Source organism: Granulicatella seriolae, assembly GCF_024543085.1.
GTDB lineage: Bacteria > Bacillota > Bacilli > Lactobacillales > Aerococcaceae > Granulicatella > Granulicatella seriolae.
In genome coordinates, this window is record NZ_JANHNZ010000002.1 from 60,856 (window position 1) to 78,543 (window position 17,688).

Consider the following 17,688-nt stretch of genomic DNA (forward strand, 5'->3'; position numbering starts at 1 on the left):
AATTACCATAATTTTTGAGCAGCCAAGCTCTGAAATCCTTTGTTTACAAGGCTTTCCGCAACAGTAACAAATTTGTTACTTCACTCCCACTCAATAGTTGAAGGTGGCTTACTAGTAATATCATAAACAACTCGATTAACATGCCCTACTTCATTAACAATCCGCACACTAATCTTCTGCAAAACATCCCAAGGAATTCTTGCAAAGTCACTGGTCATGCCGTCAATACTGGTAACAGCACGAATACCAATTGTATAGTCATAGGTTCTAGCATCCCCCATAACCCCTACGCTTCTAAAGCCTGGTAGGACGGTGAAGTATTGCCAGATGTCTCTGTCTAGGCCTGCTTTGGCGATTTCTTCTCTCAAAATAGCATCGCTATCTCTGACGATGGTTAGTTTTTCTTCGGTGATTTCGCCGATGACACGGATGCCTAAGCCCGGTCCTGGGAATGGTTGGCGCCATACTAGGCTTTCTGGCATGCCCAACTCGATTCCTAATTGGCGAACTTCGTCTTTAAACAAGGTGTTTAGTGGTTCGATTAATTGGAATTGCATGTCTTCTGGCAAGCCACCCACGTTATGGTGAGACTTGATGGTTTGTGCTGTATCGGTTCCTGATTCGATAACGTCTGTATAAAGGGTTCCTTGTGCTAGGAAATCAACGCCTTCTAACTTGCTAGCTTCGTCATCAAATACATAAACAAATTCATTTCCAATGATTTTACGCTTTTGTTCTGGATCGCTAACGCCGGCTAGCTTAGATAAGAAGCGCTCTTGGGCGTTGACACGGATAATGTTTAGGCCGAATTTTCCAGATAGGCTTTCCATGACTTGGTCGCCCTCACCTTTTCTTAGTAGGCCGTGGTCAACGAAGATACAAACTAATTGATCGCCGATTGCTTTGTGCAAGAGAACGCCGGTAACGCTTGAGTCTACACCGCCTGACAAGGCCAATAAGACTTTGCGGTCGCCAACTGTTTCACGAATTTTTTCTACTTCAATGTCAATAAAGCTAGCAATGGACCAGTCACCACTACAGCCACAGATATCGAAAGCAAAGTTTCTCAACATGTCATTTCCATGTACGGAGTGACGTACTTCTGGGTGAAATTGTACGCCGTAGAAAGATTTGTCATTGTTTGCCATGGCTGCGATTGGGCATGAGTCGCTAACAGCACTAACGGTGAAGCCTGCTGGCAATTCGGTCACCAAGTCTCCGTGGCTCATCCAAACGGTTTCAGTGCTAGCTAGGCCTTTGAATAGTGGGTTAGCATCATCTTGAATGCGAATATCCGCTTTCCCATACTCACGGTGCTCTGCGCCTTCAACTTTTCCATTGAAGAATTGCGTCATCAATTGCATACCGTAACAGATACCGAAAACAGGAATGCCTAATTCAAAGATCTCTGGGTCAACATGGAAGGCATTGTCATCATAGACACTGTTTGGCCCTCCTGAGAAGATAATCCCCTTCACATTTCCTTTTGCCATAATGTCTTTGGCACTAGTCTTGTGAGAAATCAATTCAGAATAAACACCGAATTCTCGGATTCTTCTAGTAATCAACTGGTTGTACTGGCTCCCAAAATCGAGCACGATAATTTTTTCTAAGTGTGTAATTTGGTCTGACATGTTTTCCTCCTTATGTTCTATTTCTTTGTACAAAGCAAGAGTTCTTACCTCTTGGCTTGCCAATGTATAGGCTATAGTTTACCATAGTTGCGCCTAAATTTCTCATTCTTACCTTACTTGGGGTCAATATTTTTTTAATTGTAGATAATCGATATGGTGTTTGCTGGCCTTGTGAATGATTAGGTCGGCTCTAGACCTGGTTGGTAGGATATATTCCTCTAAGTTTTTCAAGTTAATGGTGCGCCAAACTTCTTTGGCCATAGCGATGGCATCTTGTCGGGCACCTATAGCGTATTTGTAGTAATAATTGTCCGGCTGACTTTTAGCACGGTCCATGAGCAGTTCAAACCGTTCTAGGAACCATTTTTCGATATTATCTGCTTCGGCATCTACATATAGCGACCAGTCAAAGAAATCACTGACATAGATTTCCCGATTAGGTGGCAGCTGCAAGACGTTAATCCCCTCAACAATCAGGATGTCTGGTTGTTGGAAACTTTGGGTCTCATTAGGAATGATATTGTAGATTTCATGGGAATACATTGGTGCCGTTACTGCTTGGTCGCTGGTTTTAATGGCCAATAGGAATGCTACCAAGGATTCCATGTCATAACTTTCAGGGAAGCCTTTGCGATTAAGAATGCCTCGTTCGATTAAGACTTCATTGGGAAACAGAAAGCCATCCGTTGTGGTTAAATCGATCGTCTTTTCCGGATACACCTGCTGCAACATGGTTTGGAGCAGTCTTGCTGTAGTGCTCTTTCCCACCGCCACACTACCGGAAACGCCAATGATGAATGGGATTGTCCGATGGGTTTGTTTAAGGAAGGACTGTTCTTTCTTGTGCAAGTCGATGTGGTTCTTCCAATAAATATCAAAAATGTGCAAGATTGGTAAATAAATGTCCTCCACATCCTGTAAGGAGATGCGGTCATTTAAAGAGGTTAGGTGTTGTAGTTCTTCAAGAGTCAAACGAATGTCATGGTTGGTTTTATTTTGTTTCCATTCGTCGCGGAGTATTTGGTAGTAGTATGCTTTTTCGTCCACAGTCACAGTCCCTTCTCATTTCTGGCATTATTGTATCACAGAAAAGCCTTAGTTTGATAAAGTTTATCTTAAATAGAGGCATGAAAAGTTTACAAGTTCGCTAGAATTCAGTAGAATGTTCAATGAACTAGGGAATTACGCCCTAATAAGTCAAAAAATCTGACACGAAAGGAAGGTTCTTATGAAGAGTAGTCAAGCTAAAACCAAATGCCCTAGCTCCGTTGGGCAAGCCAGTGGCAAACTTATCTTGATGGGTGAACACTCGGTGGTCTACGGTCAGCCTGCTATCGCACTTCCCTTTGCTGGAGTTGGCGTCACAGCCACGGTCAGTCCTTCCAACCATCCACTTAGTGTCGCTTGTGACTTTTACCGTGGTGTTGCCTATGCCATGCCTGAGGTTCTTCGTAGTCTTAAGCATGCTATCCATCTTTCCTTACAAACTATTGAAGAGCTGGGGTTAAACACATCGTTTGTCCATCAGCGTACAAGGCAAGTGTTTATCAATAATGAACTCACCTTGGCGGATGCTAGCTTTAGTAAAAGCCCTCATTTGCATATCGAGATTGACTCTACTATTCCTGCTGAGCGTGGCATGGGATCAAGTGCAGCGGTTGCTGTGGCGGTCACTAGAGGTCTCTTTAACTACTTTGGGCAGGAATTGTCTGAGCAAAACTTGTGGCGCATTGTCCAAGAAGCTGAAACGATTGCTCACGGGAATCCTTCCGGTATCGATACGGCTACGACCAGCGGCACAAGGCCCATCTACTATATAAAAGATCAGGTCATGGATACCATGGAAATGAATATGGATGCAGTTCTAGTAGTGGCTGACTCAGGAAAAACTGGGCACACTTTAGAAGCGGTTCAGGCTGTAAAAACACTTTTAGACCAAGAAAAACTTAAAGGAAAATCTCTCCTCATAGAAGAAAGTATTCACGACTTAGGTCGCTTAACCAATCAAGCTAAGGAAGCCTTAGAAAATAACCTGCCTAATCGTTTAGGGGACTTGATGAATCAAGCTCACGAGCGATTGCAGAATTTAACCATTTCCAACAATCAGCTGGATAGTCTAGTAGCTAGAGCTCGTCAGGCTGGTGCTTTGGGAGCTAAGTTAACAGGTGGTGGTCGTGGTGGTTGTATGATTGCTTTGGCGGCCAACATGGACCAAGCGACGACTATTGCTCAGGAACTTTCTTTGGCGGGAGCTCGTCAAACTTGGCATCATCCATTTACCTTACATCCACTAAAGGAGGTTGACCATGACTGATACACAGCAGGCAAGTCAGGTTGGAATTGCTCGTGCGCATACCAATATTGCCTTGATTAAATACTGGGGCAAGCGTGATAAGGACTTATTCTTACCAATGAATAGCAGCCTTTCTTTGACCTTGGAGGCTTTTTATACCGACACTAAGGTCACCTTTGATCCGAACTTTACAGAAGATTCCTTTTACCTGAATTTGGAAAAACAATCTTGTGAGGAAACGCAAAAAATTTCTCGCTTTCTAGACTTGTTCCGTCAGAGAATGGCTGTGCCACTTTTTGCACGAGTAGAAAGTTTAAACTTTGTGCCAACTGCTGCTGGTTTAGCTAGTTCTGCTTCTGCTTTTGCGGCTTTGGCTGGTGCTATCAATCAGGCTAGTGGGTTAGACTTAGATTTGCCCGAATTATCCACTTTTGCGCGCCGTGGCAGTGGTAGCTCGACTAGAAGTATCTATGGTGGCTTTGTAGAATGGGATATGGGGACTTCTTCTGAGGATTCTATGGCAATCCCTGTTGATGATGCTGGCTGGGATATTGGCATGTTGATTATTGTTGTCAATGCTGAAAAGAAAACCTTGTCCAGTCGTCAAGGTATGGAATCAACCGTTGCAACCTCCCCCTTCTATCCAGCATGGGTAACTAGTGCCAAGGAGGATTTAGACAATATCAAACAGGCCATTGCTGACAAAGACTTTCAAACTGTAGGTCAGATTACCGAGTCCAATGGTATGAAAATGCACGCCACTATGTTAGGGGCTCTCCCACCGATTTCCTATTGGGAAGCTGATAGTGTCAGAGCACAGCAAGCCGTCCGTCAATTGCGTGACAAGGGCTTTCAAGCTTATATGACTATGGATGCTGGACCAAATGTAAAGGTTTTGTGCCGTGCTAGTGATCTAGAGGCGATTAAAGAAGAATTGTCCAAAGAATTTCCAAAAGACAAGTTGGTAACCTCTCTGCCAGGTAATGGCTTAGAACTATTAACTGAACAACAATGGGACGAATCACTTGCTAACTTTAGAAAATAAGATCAGATAGAAAAGAAAAAAGGATGACGAATATGAAATCAAGTGCATCAGCACCTGGGAAACTATATATTGCTGGGGAATATGCGGTAGTCGAGTCTGGCTACCCGGCTATTGTTTTGGCCATTGACCAAACCATTACAGTCAATTTGAAAATGAATCAATATGGCGGTACCATTCATTCTACTCAGAATTCAGGGCTTACTGTCCCTTGGCAACGCAAGAATAATCGTTTGGTGGTAGATAAGCGTAAGAATCCTTATGCCTATATCACTGAAGCTATTCGTATTACCGAAAACTATTTAATTGAATTGGGGATTTCTGAGCTTCATTACTATGACTTGACCGTTTCGACTTGTTTAGATGACTCCGATTCTGGGGTTAAGTATGGTTTGGGCTCTAGTGCCGCCGTAACTATAGCGACTATCAAGGCACTTCTAGCCTTTTACCAAGTCGATATCACGCCAATGCTTCTCTACAAATTAGCCTCTTTGGTTCATTTGGAAGTCAAAAGTAATGGCTCTTTTGGTGATATTGCAGCTTCTGCCTTTGGGGGCTGGATTGCCTACACTTGTTTTGACCGTGACTGGGTAAGACAAGCCCTTGACGAAATGGACCTCTTGGACTTGCTAGAAACCCCTTGGCCACTCTTAAGAATTGAACGCTTGGAACTTCCTGCTGGCTTAGAGTTGATGGTTGGCTGGACTCGTTTTGCTGCCTCCACGACTGATTTGGTGGACCAATTGAACGGGCGCCTATCAGATGAAGAAAAAACTAAGGCGCATCAAGGCTTCCTAGCCGACAGTAAAACCTGTCTAGAGAAAATGATTCTTGCATTTGAACAAGGAAATGTCTCTGAGATTCAGGCTGGCATCCAAGAAAATCGCCGTCTACTTTTACAATTTTCACAAGATATGGACATTGAAATTGAAACAGCTACTTTGAAAAATTTGTGTGACATTGCTGTAAAACATGGAGCCGTTGCCAAATCATCAGGAGCTGGTGGTGGCGATTGTGGTATCTGTTTTATTCAGTCTGATCAAGAAGAAGCTCGTCAGGCTATCATTAACGAGTGGGAAGCTGCTGGTATTCAGTTATTGCCATTCTCAGTGGCAGCACCATTTTCCGGACTTGTTTTTAATAAAAACCTTGAGGAGGTTGCCAATGACTAATCCACAAGATACTCCTGAGAGACAGGCTAATCGTAAGGATGACCATGTGGCTTTGGCTACGCATCTTTATAGTCCTGCTTCTGCTAGTGATTTTGAGCAGACTCGTTTTGTTCATCATTCCCTTTCCTCTGTCGATTGGGATGATATTTCTATTGCAACGTCATTTGGCGGCATGGATTTTTCCAGTCCTTTCTTTATTAGTGCTATGACTGGCGGAAGTCAGGCGACCTACAAGATTAATCAGGATCTTGCCATCGTGGCTCGCGAAACTGGCTTGGCTATCGCTTCGGGGAGTCTGAGCATTGCGCTCAAGGATGCTTCTACTACGGATAGTTTTACTATTATGAGGAAGGAAAATCCTAGTGGTAAGATTTTTGCCAATCTGGGGGCTCACCATAGCTTAGAAAATGCCAAACGTGCTGTCGATATGATACAAGCTGATGCCTTACAAATTCACCTCAATCGACCGCAAGAAATGATTATGCCAGAGGGAGACCGTGATTTTTCGAGCTGGCAAGAAAATATTGAACGCATTGTAAGTGGCTTGGATGTGCCTGTTTTTGTCAAAGAGGTTGGTTTTGGCATGAGCCGTGAAACCGTGAAGGAGCTGGCTAGCCTTGGTGTTAGCGTGGTTGATGTCGCTGGAAATGGCGGAACCAACTTTGCGGCCATTGAAAATTCTAGACGGAGCCAGATTTCTTATGACTATCTAGAAAATTGGGGCCAATCTACCATGGTTTCCCTCTTGGAAGCCATGTCTATCAATGAGTGTGACCGTCCAACTATTATAGCTTCAGGTGGGATTAAAACCCCTATGGATATGGTAAAGAGTCTGGCTATGGGTGCTCAGGGGGTTGGTGTTTCTGGGCAATTCTTGCATCTGATTCAGTCCAAAGGCGTTGAGGAAACCATTGCTCAAGTAAAGAGTTGGCAAGAACAGCTCAAGACTATCCTGTCACTTTTAGGGGTCTCTACCATTTCTGACCTTAGAAAAACCGATATGATTCTCTCTCAAAACCTTCAAGACTGGGCTAGGGCTCGTCAGATTCCCTGGAAGTATTACGCCAATCGTTCTGGCTCCTAATCCTTTACAAAATAAAAACTCCTTCTCATTTGACCTTATTCTTTGCTATAATAGCAAGTAAGTCATCTGATAAGGAGTTTTTTTGTGGCACAATTTCTAAGATTTTTTCATATAAATGGGCTAGGCTTATTGGCGACTGCTCTAATTGCTTTTGCTGCCATTCAACTAGGGACGGCCTTTCCAATAATAGGTAGTTCAGTTTTCGCCATCGTCATTGGTATGATCGTTCGAAATACAGTGGGCTTACCTGAAAGTTTTTCTCCTGGCATGCGTTTTTCTGCTAAAAAAGCACTGCAATACTCGATTGTTTTTCTAGGCTTTACCCTTTCTTTTCAACAGGTTTCTGCTACCGGTCTTGACTCCCTTTCCATTACCTTGGTGACCATTACTTTGGCTTTTTTGACAGCCTATGTGGTCGGCCGTTTGCTAGGTTTATCTAGTCATTTGCGAACCTTGATTGGTTTCGGGACAGCTATTTGTGGTGGGTCTGCGATTGCTGCGGCCTCTCCCATTATTGAAGCAGACGATGACGAGATCGCCTTGTCTATTTCGACTATCTTTCTCTTTAATATTATCGCTGTTTTTCTTTTCCCTTTTCTGGGCCATGCTATGGGCATGTCTGATTTCGACTTTGGCTTGTGGGCTGGAACTGCCATTAACGACACCTCTTCTGTAGTAGCAGCGGGTTATACTTACAGCCCAGCTGCTGGAGATATTGCTACGATTGTCAAGCTTTCCCGTGCTTTAATGATTGTTCCGGCTTGTTTCATTATGATGCTCTACCGTTTTTATAGCAGTCGTAAATCAGCCAAAAAGGTTGCCTTTTGGTCTATTATCCCTTGGTTTATCATTTATTTCATGTTGGCATCTTTGGTTTCTAGTCTAGGCTTAGTTCCGACTAATCTATTGCCACTTGCCAAATCAGCTTCCCAATGGTTGATGGCTATGGCACTGGCCGGTATCGGTTATCAAGTGTCTTTCAAACAATTTTTGAGTGCTGGCCTGAAGCCCATTGCTACAGGTGCCATTACTTGGGCAGTGGTTGCCATTTCTAGTCTAATCTTACAAGGACTACTTTTTTAAAGGAGGAATATCATGTTACGTCGCTTATTTTCATTATTTTTCTGGGCCAGTCTTATCTATTATATTCTCTTTAGTCAGCTGGCCTTCCTGCAAAACTGGGTCAATACGTCTCAAGTTGGGGTGGTTTTTCACACACTGGTCGGTGTTCTATTTGTTATCGGACTCCTGTCCTACATCCTACGTATTATTCATTACCTTTTTGTTAAATGATGAAAATACTGCTGTGACTATGTCTGAGACTGGGCAAGAAGTCCGTAAAGAATATATGTTAAAGCACATAAGAGTTTGCGAGAAAAGTCTCGTAAACTCTTTTGTCTTGTAATAAAATTGAGCTTTACCTAGTCTATTTCTGCCGCTATAAAAGTGAGCTTTTTAGGCAATTATGAGAAAAAGAGCTGAAAACTAGTTATTTACTGGGAATAGAAATGCTCTACTCCCAGTAAATGTGCTAATATGAATTCTTTTTCTCATAATCGATACTATAATCCAGCTTTACTAGTAATAAAATCAATTTCTATTATGTATTATGAGAAAAGTAAGATGAATTCGTTGATTTACTGGGAGTAGACCTAATCTAGTCCCAGTAAATATCAATAAATAGATTGATTTTCTCATAATACGTTTCCTTTTGGAGGGGGTTGGTCTTTAAAAGGCCTAATAAAGGAACGATTATGAGAAAAAGAGCCGAAAACTAGTCATTTACTGGGAATAGAGATGCCCTACTCCCAGTAAATGATCTAATATGGATTCTTTTTCTCATAATCCATCAGAAATATAACAGAGATTTAAAGTAGGGCTCATAAAGTAATGGATTATGAGAAAACTGACTAAATTATGCCCTCTAACGAGGAATAAAAGTGGTTTATTCCTCGTTAGAAGGACAGAAATAATACATTTTCTCATAATTGGCTTGCTAACGGGTTATATTTTGCCTAAAAATAGCCAAATACCTCTGATTTATGAGAAAACCGTCTAATAATTGACCTCTAGCGAGGAATAAAAGTGGTTTATTCCTCGTTAGAAGGCCAAAAAAGTACATTTTCTCATAATTGGCTTGCTAATAGGTTATATTTTACCTAAAAATAGCCAAATACCTCTGATTTATGAGAAAACCGTCTAATAATTGACCTCTAACGAGGAATAAAAGTGGTTTATTCCTCGTTAGTAGGTCAGAAATAATACATTTTCTCATAATTGTATACAAAATAGGCAATTAAAGTCAAACTACCTCTATGATCACTAAAACAAAAGAAGTAAAAGTGGGAAAATGGTCTTTGATGCTTAATAAAATCAAGTCTCCAGATAAATTTGTCAGAAATCCAAGTGGTCAGCTATGCTTGACACCATAATTTCTGTCTCTTATCTGGAGACTCTGTTATATAAATATTAAAATAGAGTTACTGCTTAGTCAAACCAAGCTTTTTATTAACCTATGCTTTAGGCAAGTAATTCTTTGACACCTTGTGGACTGGCCAGCAAGACTTTTGAGGTTAGATTGGTGAAAAGACCGTGCTCAACCACCCCTGTTAGGAGTTTCAGCTGGCGTCCAAAAATGACCGGATCCTCAATAGGAAAAATGTGGAGATCAATGATATAGTGCCCTCCATCAGTTAGATAGCGGCTACCATCATCGTTTAACCTGAAACTTGGCTCATAGTCAAACTCTTGGAAATCTTCAAAAAGTCGGTCAGCACCATAAGTAACAACCTCGACAGGTAGTGGAAATGCCCCTAACTTATCAACAAGTTTTGATTCATCGACAATCCAAATGACCATATTAGATCTCTCAGCAACGATTTTTTCAAACAGAAGAGCTCCACCGCCACCTTTTATACCAGAAAAATCTGGGGCAACTTCGTCTGCACCATCAACCGTTAAGTCAATATGGTCTACTTCATCTACACTTTTTAAAGGAATACCAAGTTTTTCTGCTTGTAGTTTAGTCGCATTAGAGGTGGTAACACCGACAATTTTCATGCCCTCAGCCACCATTCTACCTACTGCTTCTACAAAGTAGTAAGCCGTGGAACCCGTCCCTAAGCCTACTATCATCCCATCTTCAACAAATTCTGCTGCTTTTTCTCCAACCATTTGCTTTTGATTCATGACCCATCCTCCTTCGATAACCTAAGTGTATCATTTTTTGAAATGGTTTTCCATGTTGATTTTATCTCCTTGGGGCTGGGCGAAAAGTCCAAATGATACCCAAATAAAATAGTTCCCCTGAAATCTATCCGAAATAACGGTGTATAGCATAGCTGACGCACAGTAGATGTTTCGGCTTCAGCCGATTACAGCCACGTAGACAGCTAAGCCAGTGAGACCTCGGCTCACGGCAGTGCCACCGTTCCCATTTCTGATAGATTTCAGGGAAACTATTTTATGATTTAAAAGCAAATTTATTTCTCGATAAACTTTTTCATATATAAACCCATTTACGAGCGTTTATCAACCAACTTGGTCAGGAAGTCGCCTACGAATTGAATAATAAAGACTAAAATTAGAATAGCGATAGTGGCTACCAAGACGATATCTTGACGGTTTCTGGTGAACCCAATCAGATAAGCTAGGTTCCCTAGACCACCAGCACCGATAACCCCAGCAACCGCGGTCGACCCAATCAAGGCAATAGCCGTCACAGTAATCCCCGAAATAAGTGCCGGCAACGCTTCTGGAATCAAAACTTTACGGATAACTTGAAAGGTGCTTGCCCCCATGGACTCAGCCGCCTCAACAACCCCAGTCGGAATCTCAGTCAAAGCAATCGAAACCAACCTAGCATAGAACGGCGCCGCACTAATCACCAAAGTCGGAATAGCGCCACGAGGACCTAACATTGTCCCCATCAAACTCTTGGTAAATGGTATCAACAAAGCAATCAAGATGATAAATGGAATGGAGCGGAAGATGTTGATAAAGATGGATAAAAGTGTGTGAACAACCTTATTGGCTAAGGCTTTTCCATCATCGGTTAAGTAGAAAAACAATCCCAGAATTAGTCCTAGAATGAAAACATAGAAAGTCGATACAAAAGTCATATAGAGGGTTTCATTGGTCGCTTTGAGAACTTCAGACCAATCAACATTCTCAAAAGAAAACGTCTTTTGCAGTAGTTCCAAAAATTCTGAACTAGTTGACATGCTTCAACACCTCCACACTAACGCCTCTCTTGGCTAAATCATCCAAGATAATTTGGCTCTTATCAGGATTTTCCTCAATAAAGACAATCAAATTCCCAATTGGACCTTCTTGCGTCACATTCACTTTCCCTTGCAAAATGGAAATTCCGACATCGAATTTGCGAATGGTATCCGCTAAGGTTCCTTGGGCTGTCGCATCACCAAAGTACTGAATACGTGCCAAAGTACCTGTCTCTAGCACGGTTTCTAATTTCTCGAAGACTTGACTTAGGTCTTGATCATCACGGTCTTCTCCTACAAATTGCTTGGTAATTTCTTTTTGAGGATTACGGAAAACGTCAATAACTTCACCAGACTCCACAATTTTTCCCTCTTCCATAACAGCAACCTTATGACACACTTTGCTGACAACATGCATTTCATGAGTAATCATGACAATGGTTAAGCCTAATTTCTTATTGATATCCAACAAGAGGTTGAGTATGTCCTCTGTTGTTTTTGGGTCTAGTGCCGAAGTTGCTTCATCGCAGAGCAGGACATCTGGGTCATTTGCCAATGCTCTTGCAATCCCTACCCGTTGCTTTTGCCCACCAGATAATTGAGCGGGATAAGATTTCTCTCTACCATTTAAGCCGACCAGTTGGACTAGCTCAGCCACTCTTTTTTGACGAGCCTCTTTGGCTACACCAGCCACTTCTAGTGGAAAGGCAATATTTTCCTCAACAGTCCGAGACCATAAGAGGTTAAAATGTTGGAAAATCATTGAGATTTTTTTACGAGCTTTTAGGAGTTCCTTACGTTTTAAGGAGGTAATAACTTGGTCGTCTATGGCAATGGTACCAGAAGTGACACTTTCTAAACCATTTAAGAGACGGATAAACGTACTTTTTCCAGCTCCTGAAAAACCGATAATTCCATAGATTTCCCCTTTGTCGATGGTTAGGGAAACTTGGTCGACCGCCTTAACGATGCCTTGTTTGGTTTGGTAAATTTTTGATACATTTTCGATTTGAATCATGGATTCTCCTCCTTTCGTTGCTAATACTATACCATATTCTGCTTGACCATTCAGTAATCAAAGGATAAAAACGAGTAGGTTGAGGCAAGCTCATCACCCTACTCGTTTGCTCTCTAGTCTAACGTCTGTCTGATTATTCTGCAGGAATTACAGAACCATCTTTGTAAGTGTCTTTGATAAATGTTTTGATGGCATCACTATGAAGCACTTCGATTAAGGCTTTGATTTTGGCTTCATCTTTGTTTTCTGGTTTCACAGCAACCAAGTTTGCATATGGAGATTTTGAATCTTCCAAAGCGATGGAATCACTGATTGGAGATAGTTTTGCATCGATAGCAAAGTTAGAGTTGATGATAACTGCGTCACCTTCATCATTGTTGTAGGTTTGAACTAAGAATTCTGGAGCAATTTCAGGTTTGATTTGAATATTTTTCTTGTTTTCAGCGATATCTGTTAATTGTGCTTGAACTGGGTCAACGCCATCTTTCAAGGTAATCAAGCCAACTTTCACAAAGAATCCTAAGAAACGACCAACTTCTGCTGGATTGGTAGATGCGTAGACAACAGCATTTTCTGGTAATTCTTCTAGTGATTTATACTTTTTAGAGTAGATGGCCATTGGTTCGATATGCACATTTCCTACTGAAACCAAGTCTAAGTTATGTTCTTGGTTGAATTTATCAAGATATGGAGTGTGTTGGAAATAGTTGGCATCAGCGTCTCCAGCAGCAACGATTTGGTTAGGCGTTACATAGTCATTAACGATATTGATTTGTAAATCATAGCCTTGTTCTTTCAAAATTGGTTTTGCTGCTTCTAAAATTTCAGCATGGGGTGCTGGTGAAGCGACAACGGTAATCGTTTCTGTTGTTTTACTGGATGATTCGCCTGCAGCACCACTGGTTGAAGACTCTGAGGCTGTGTTTGAGTTACAAGCCACCAATGCGATTGCTGCTAATCCTAATAACGATGATTTAACTATTTTTTTGATATTCATGTGTCATTCTCTCCTTTTTTTATGCGATGGTTTTGATGAGGTAAACGAGACTAAACTGTACAAAAAAAGCCTTCGTCCCATGCCTTTTCAGGCTAGAGACGAAGACTTCGCGTTACCACTCTAGTTTCAATGAATTTCACAATTCAATGCTCAGAAAGTACGTCACATTCCTATAGAATGGTGAGATACTTTTGTACCTTATCGTGTACAAATCGCAGCAGCTTAATCACTACTGAGCTCCTTGACCATTTTCAACGGGTTTCATGTGCTCTTTCCCACCAACCGAGCTCTCTTGTTCAATCCACGTTCGTTTACTTATCATTTCATCGCTGTTTATTTGATTAGGCTTATCATAAAGTCTTCTGAAACATTTGTCAACTAAAATTTCATTATTTTTTAATATTTTATTCAGAAACTTTCATTTTCATCAAAGCCACTGGGTATAATCTTGGTCTTCCATGGCTTCAACAGCCCCTAAGAGGTAGCCATTTCCTACTTGCGAGAAGAAATCATGATTGCTGGTTCCAGTCGAAATGCCGTTCATAACGATTGGGTCCACATCATCAGCTGTATCTGGGAATAAGGGGTCGAAACCTAGATTTTGCAGTGCCTTGTTGGCATTGTAACGGATGAAGACTTTCACTTTTTCCGTCCAGCCTAATTTGTCATAGATTTCTTGTGTGAACTTAGATTCATTCATATAAAGCTCATAAATGGTTTGGAAAACCCAGTTTTTCAACTCTTCTTTTTGGTCTTCTGGCAATTGATTGTAGCCAATTTGGAATTTGTAGCCAATATAGGTACCGTGAACTGATTCGTCACGTAAGATTAATTTAATAATTTCAGCGACATTGGCTAATTTGTTATTGCCTAGATACCATAAGGGTGCGTAAAATCCTGAGTAGAAAAGGAAAGATTCTAACATTACACTAGCAGCTTTGCGTTGTAAGCCTGTTCCATTAGCATAAATATCATTAATTTTCTTGGCCTTGTTTTGTAGGAGCTCGTTGGAGTTGGTCCAAGCAAAGATTTCCTCAATTTCTGATTTGGTGTTTAAAGTGCTAAAGATAGATGAGTAACTCTTAGCATGAACAGATTCCATAAACTGGATATTATTCAAGACAGCTTCCTCATGTTGGCTACGAATGTCCCCGCGAATGACTTCAACCCCATCTTGAGATTGAAGAGTATCTAATAAGGTTAGGCCTCCGAATACTTTACCAATCATATCTTGTTCAACGGCGGATAGGGTTCTCCAATCGTCTAGGTCATTTGACAGAGGAATCCGTGTGTCTAGCCAAAATTGTTCGGTTAGTTTTTCCCATGTTAGTTTGTCAATCATGTCTTCGATACTGTTCCAGTTTATGGCGATGTAATTATTGCTTGTCATTGGTGTGCTCCTTTCGGGCTGATTTGTGTGGTGCTGAGATGCGTTCGAGGTGTCAGGGTTCGGTCTTAGATGAATCTTCTACAGCCTTTGCAAGGCTTCAGTAAAATTCCCTAAATTTCTGTCACCCCTAGACGCCGTCTCTCACGCTCTTTTCTAAACGCGTTCGGAGTTGCAGGGCTTATGAAATTAGATAAATTCCCTACAGCCTTTTCAAGGCTTCCGTGGAATTTCCTAAATTTCTACAGCCCTAAGCGCTACTCCTCACGCTCTGTTCTTTATATCGAGCATGATTCGCATGCGTTGCTTCCTATTTCTTCGTTGTTTTCTGTAAAGGTTCTTACGTAGTAGATGGATTTTATGCCTTTGTTCCATGCGTAGTTGCGTAGGATGTTGAGGTCACGGGTGGTTAGTTTGTCTGTGCGTCCGTTTTTCCATTCGTAGAGGCCTTGTGGGATTTCTGAACGCATGAAGAGGGTCAAGCTCATTCCTTGGTCGATGTGTTTTTGTGCCGCAGCATACACGTCAATGACTTTTCTCATATCAATATCGTAAGCTGATTTGTAAAAAGGCAAGGTTTCATTCGACAAGAACGGTGCTGGGTAATAGGTTTTACCTGTTTTCTTTTCTTGGCGTTCTTCAATCAAACGAGTGATTGGGTGCAAGCTCGCTGAGGTTTCATTGACATAGGAAATGGAGCCGGTTGGGGCAATTGCCATACGATTTTGGTGGTAAAGCCCACCTTGTCGAACCGCCTCTTTCAAATCAGCCCAGTCTTGTGCTGTTGGAACAGGTAGGTCTGCAAAAATAGCGGCTACCTTATCTGATATGATAGAGAAATCTTCTTCGATGTAGGTATCAAAATATTCACCACTGTAATAGGTTGATTTTTCAAAGCCTTCAAAGCTGAAACCACGTTCTTTGGCAATCTTATTGCTTGATTTTAAGGTGTAGAAGTTTAACATACGGAAATACAAATCCGTCACTTCAATGGATTCCTCTGAACCGTATTCCATTTGGTTGAGGGCAAAGAAGGTATGCAAGCCCATAGCGCCTAAACCAATAGTGTGTGCCTTAGCATTCCCGTTTTTAATGGTTGGGACAGCATCAATACTGGAATGGTCGGTTACAAAAGTCAACGCTCGAACCGCCACATCTACAGAGCGCTCAAAATCAGGTGATTTCATCAAATTAACAATATTGGTTGAGCCTAAATTACAAGAGATGTCAGTTCCTAACACTTCGTATTCTTGGGCATTGTTAATAAGGGATGGTTCTTGGACTTGCAGGATTTCTGAACATAGATTACTCATGATAATCTTGCCATCGATTGGGTTGGAGCGGTTGGCTGTGTCGATATTAATAATGTATGGATAGCCAGATTCTTGTTGCAATTTACTGATTTCATTTTCAAGGTCACGAGCTCGGATTTTTGATTTACGGATTTCTGAATTGTTGACCATGTTGTCATATTCTTTAGTGATATCCACATAGGAGAAAGGCACCCCATAGATTCGTTCTACATCGTATGGACTGAATAAGTACATCATGTCATCATTTTTAATCAAATGGTAGAACTTATCCGGCACTACTAAGCCAAGTGACAATGTTTTAACCCGAATTTTTTCATCGGCATTTTCTTTTTTGGTAGACAAGAAAGACACAATATCTGGGTGGAAAACATTTAAGTAGACCGCTCCCGCTCCGTTCCGTTGCCCCAATTGGTTAGAGTAACTGAAACTATCTTCCAATAATTTCATGATTGGAACAACTCCACTTGAGGCATTCTCAATCTTTTTGATTGGGTCACCGGCTGCACGGATATTGGACAAGCTAACGCCCACTCCGCCACCGATACGGGATAATTGGAGAGCTGAGTTAATGGTTCTACCAATACTGTTCATATCATCAGTTGTTTGGATAAGGAAGCAGGAAACCAATTCACCACGACGTTTTCTACCTGCATTAAGGAAGGTTGGTGTTGCCGGTTGGTAGCGCTGATGAATCATTTCTTCTGCCAAATCTCTGGCTAATTGCTCATCGCCATCTGCTAAAAATAGAGCGTTAAAAACGATACGATCCTCAAAACGTTCTAAATAGCGCTGGCCATCATTGGTTTTAAGAGCGTACTGTTTGTAGAATTTGAAGGCAGACATAAAAGAACGAAAACGGAATTTTTTCTTATAAGTTGTTTGCATCAAATCTTTAACGAATTCACGATTGTATTTTGCAAGAAATTCTTCTTCAATAAAATCATGCTCGATGAGGTAGTCTAGTTTTTCATCTAGGGTATAAAAAAACACCGTATTGGGATTGACGTGTTCTAAGAAAAAAGCGCGAACAGCTTCACGGTCTTTATGCAAAGGTATTTTACCATCTACGGGACGGTTCAACTCATTATTTAACTCAAAGTATGTTACATCTTGGACTTTATTGACTAATTTTGGGCTATCCAATTTCTCTCACCTTTTCCTTTAATTTATTGACATCTTGGTCAGTTCCTTGGAACTCAAAGCAGTGTAACAAAGGGACTTGATAATCTTGAGCTAGGTCTTTAGCTGTGAAGCAGAAAAGGGTATTAAAATTACGATTTCCTCCGCCTGCTACCCCCCTTAACCAACTTTTGTTTTCAGCTGTCTCAATGAAATCATTCAAGATTTCAGTAGCTTCTATGTCATAGGTTGGAGCAATAATAATATATGGCTCTTGAATGGATTGAAAGGCATTGTCTGGGACAATTTCTAAGGCATCCATCCCTAATTTTTTGACAAACTTTCTTGTTTGGCCTGTTAATGACATATAAACAACTTTCATGAATGCTAACACTCCTTTTCATTT

Annotated in this window: 15 protein-coding genes; 6 read left to right on the forward strand and 9 right to left on the reverse strand. The window is 41.3% G+C overall.

The features are described from left to right. Nucleotides 1-80 precede the first annotated feature (80 nt). Nucleotides 81-1,634 carry a glutamine-hydrolyzing GMP synthase gene (guaA, locus tag NPA36_RS02525; RefSeq protein WP_256944533.1) on the reverse strand — a complete coding sequence of 518 codons (1,554 nt, stop codon included), beginning with the start codon at nt 1,632-1,634 and terminating at the stop codon, nt 81-83. A gap of 123 nt (nt 1,635-1,757) precedes the next feature. Next, nucleotides 1,758-2,681, reverse strand: a complete 924-nt coding sequence (coaA, locus tag NPA36_RS02530; protein ID WP_256944534.1) for a type I pantothenate kinase — start codon at nt 2,679-2,681, stop codon at nt 1,758-1,760. A gap of 181 nt (nt 2,682-2,862) precedes the next feature. Between coaA and mvk the strand changes: the two genes are divergently transcribed. The 6 genes from mvk (at nt 2,863) to NPA36_RS02560 (ending at nt 8,518) form a co-directional block, all read left to right on the forward strand. Further along, nucleotides 2,863-3,948, forward strand: coding sequence for a mevalonate kinase (gene mvk / locus NPA36_RS02535; RefSeq protein ID WP_256944535.1), 1,086 nt, complete (start codon nt 2,863-2,865; stop codon nt 3,946-3,948). Then, nucleotides 3,941-4,972 carry a diphosphomevalonate decarboxylase gene (gene mvaD / locus NPA36_RS02540; protein WP_256944536.1) on the forward strand — a complete coding sequence of 344 codons (1,032 nt, stop codon included), beginning with the start codon at nt 3,941-3,943 and terminating at the stop codon, nt 4,970-4,972. The genes mvk and mvaD overlap by 8 nt, the downstream gene beginning before the upstream one ends. A gap of 32 nt (nt 4,973-5,004) precedes the next feature. Continuing rightward, nucleotides 5,005-6,141, forward strand: a complete 1,137-nt coding sequence (locus NPA36_RS02545; RefSeq protein WP_256944537.1) for a phosphomevalonate kinase — start codon at nt 5,005-5,007, stop codon at nt 6,139-6,141. Further along, nucleotides 6,134-7,225 carry a type 2 isopentenyl-diphosphate Delta-isomerase gene (gene fni / locus NPA36_RS02550; RefSeq protein ID WP_256944538.1) on the forward strand — a complete coding sequence of 364 codons (1,092 nt, stop codon included), beginning with the start codon at nt 6,134-6,136 and terminating at the stop codon, nt 7,223-7,225. The genes NPA36_RS02545 and fni overlap by 8 nt, the downstream gene beginning before the upstream one ends. A gap of 84 nt (nt 7,226-7,309) precedes the next feature. Continuing rightward, a complete protein-coding gene (locus NPA36_RS02555) occupies nt 7,310-8,308 on the forward strand; it encodes a YeiH family protein (protein ID WP_407932757.1) in 999 nt (332 codons plus the stop codon). 12 nt (nt 8,309-8,320) lie between these two features. Then, complete coding sequence (locus NPA36_RS02560) at nt 8,321-8,518, forward strand: hypothetical protein (protein WP_256944539.1); 198 nt, start codon at nt 8,321-8,323, stop codon at nt 8,516-8,518. A 1,227-nt stretch (nt 8,519-9,745) separates the two neighbouring features. Here the strand turns inward: NPA36_RS02560 and rpiA are convergent. The 7 genes from rpiA to nrdI form a co-directional block, all read right to left on the reverse strand. Then, nucleotides 9,746-10,414, reverse strand: a complete 669-nt coding sequence (rpiA, locus tag NPA36_RS02565) for a ribose-5-phosphate isomerase RpiA (protein ID WP_256944540.1) — start codon at nt 10,412-10,414, stop codon at nt 9,746-9,748. A 329-nt stretch (nt 10,415-10,743) separates the two neighbouring features. Then, nucleotides 10,744-11,448 (reverse strand): methionine ABC transporter permease, encoded by a 705-nt coding sequence (locus NPA36_RS02570; protein WP_256944541.1) that lies wholly within the window; start codon nt 11,446-11,448, stop codon nt 10,744-10,746. Then, complete coding sequence (locus NPA36_RS02575; protein WP_256944542.1) at nt 11,438-12,466, reverse strand: methionine ABC transporter ATP-binding protein; 1,029 nt, start codon at nt 12,464-12,466, stop codon at nt 11,438-11,440. Before NPA36_RS02575 ends, NPA36_RS02570 begins: the two co-directional genes overlap by 11 nt. 133 nt (nt 12,467-12,599) lie before the next feature. Next, a complete protein-coding gene (locus NPA36_RS02580) occupies nt 12,600-13,463 on the reverse strand; it encodes a MetQ/NlpA family ABC transporter substrate-binding protein (protein ID WP_256944543.1) in 864 nt (287 codons plus the stop codon). Between the two features lie 427 nt (nt 13,464-13,890). Then, the gene (nrdF, locus tag NPA36_RS02585) at nt 13,891-14,853 is read right to left on the reverse strand and encodes a class 1b ribonucleoside-diphosphate reductase subunit beta (RefSeq protein ID WP_256944544.1); all 963 of its coding nucleotides are present in this window, start codon (nt 14,851-14,853) and stop codon (nt 13,891-13,893) included. Between the two features lie 275 nt (nt 14,854-15,128). Then, nucleotides 15,129-17,306 carry a class 1b ribonucleoside-diphosphate reductase subunit alpha gene (nrdE, locus tag NPA36_RS02590; protein ID WP_256944545.1) on the reverse strand — a complete coding sequence of 726 codons (2,178 nt, stop codon included), beginning with the start codon at nt 17,304-17,306 and terminating at the stop codon, nt 15,129-15,131. After that, a complete protein-coding gene (gene nrdI, locus NPA36_RS02595) occupies nt 17,299-17,664 on the reverse strand; it encodes a class Ib ribonucleoside-diphosphate reductase assembly flavoprotein NrdI (protein ID WP_256944546.1) in 366 nt (121 codons plus the stop codon). Before nrdI ends, nrdE begins: the two co-directional genes overlap by 8 nt. Between the last annotated feature and the right edge of the window lie 24 nt (nt 17,665-17,688).

Excerpts from the sequence above, each read along its gene's own strand:
- mvk (WP_256944535.1), top strand. The coding sequence starts at position 2,863 with ATGAAGAGTAGTCAAGCTAAAACCAAATGCCCTAGCTCCGTTGGGCAA.
- nrdI (WP_256944546.1), bottom strand. The coding sequence starts at position 17,664 with ATGAAAGTTGTTTATATGTCATTAACAGGCCAAACAAGAAAGTTTGTC.
- guaA (WP_256944533.1), bottom strand. The coding sequence starts at position 1,634 with ATGTCAGACCAAATTACACACTTAGAAAAAATTATCGTGCTCGATTTT.
- nrdF (WP_256944544.1), bottom strand. The coding sequence starts at position 14,853 with ATGACAAGCAATAATTACATCGCCATAAACTGGAACAGTATCGAAGAC.
- NPA36_RS02545 (WP_256944537.1), top strand. The coding sequence starts at position 5,005 with ATGAAATCAAGTGCATCAGCACCTGGGAAACTATATATTGCTGGGGAA.
- NPA36_RS02580 (WP_256944543.1), bottom strand. The coding sequence starts at position 13,463 with ATGAATATCAAAAAAATAGTTAAATCATCGTTATTAGGATTAGCAGCA.
- fni (WP_256944538.1), top strand. The coding sequence starts at position 6,134 with ATGACTAATCCACAAGATACTCCTGAGAGACAGGCTAATCGTAAGGAT.
- NPA36_RS02575 (WP_256944542.1), bottom strand. The coding sequence starts at position 12,466 with ATGATTCAAATCGAAAATGTATCAAAAATTTACCAAACCAAACAAGGC.
- rpiA (WP_256944540.1), bottom strand. The coding sequence starts at position 10,414 with ATGAATCAAAAGCAAATGGTTGGAGAAAAAGCAGCAGAATTTGTTGAA.
- NPA36_RS02570 (WP_256944541.1), bottom strand. The coding sequence starts at position 11,448 with ATGTCAACTAGTTCAGAATTTTTGGAACTACTGCAAAAGACGTTTTCT.
- NPA36_RS02560 (WP_256944539.1), top strand. The coding sequence starts at position 8,321 with ATGTTACGTCGCTTATTTTCATTATTTTTCTGGGCCAGTCTTATCTAT.
- mvaD (WP_256944536.1), top strand. The coding sequence starts at position 3,941 with ATGACTGATACACAGCAGGCAAGTCAGGTTGGAATTGCTCGTGCGCAT.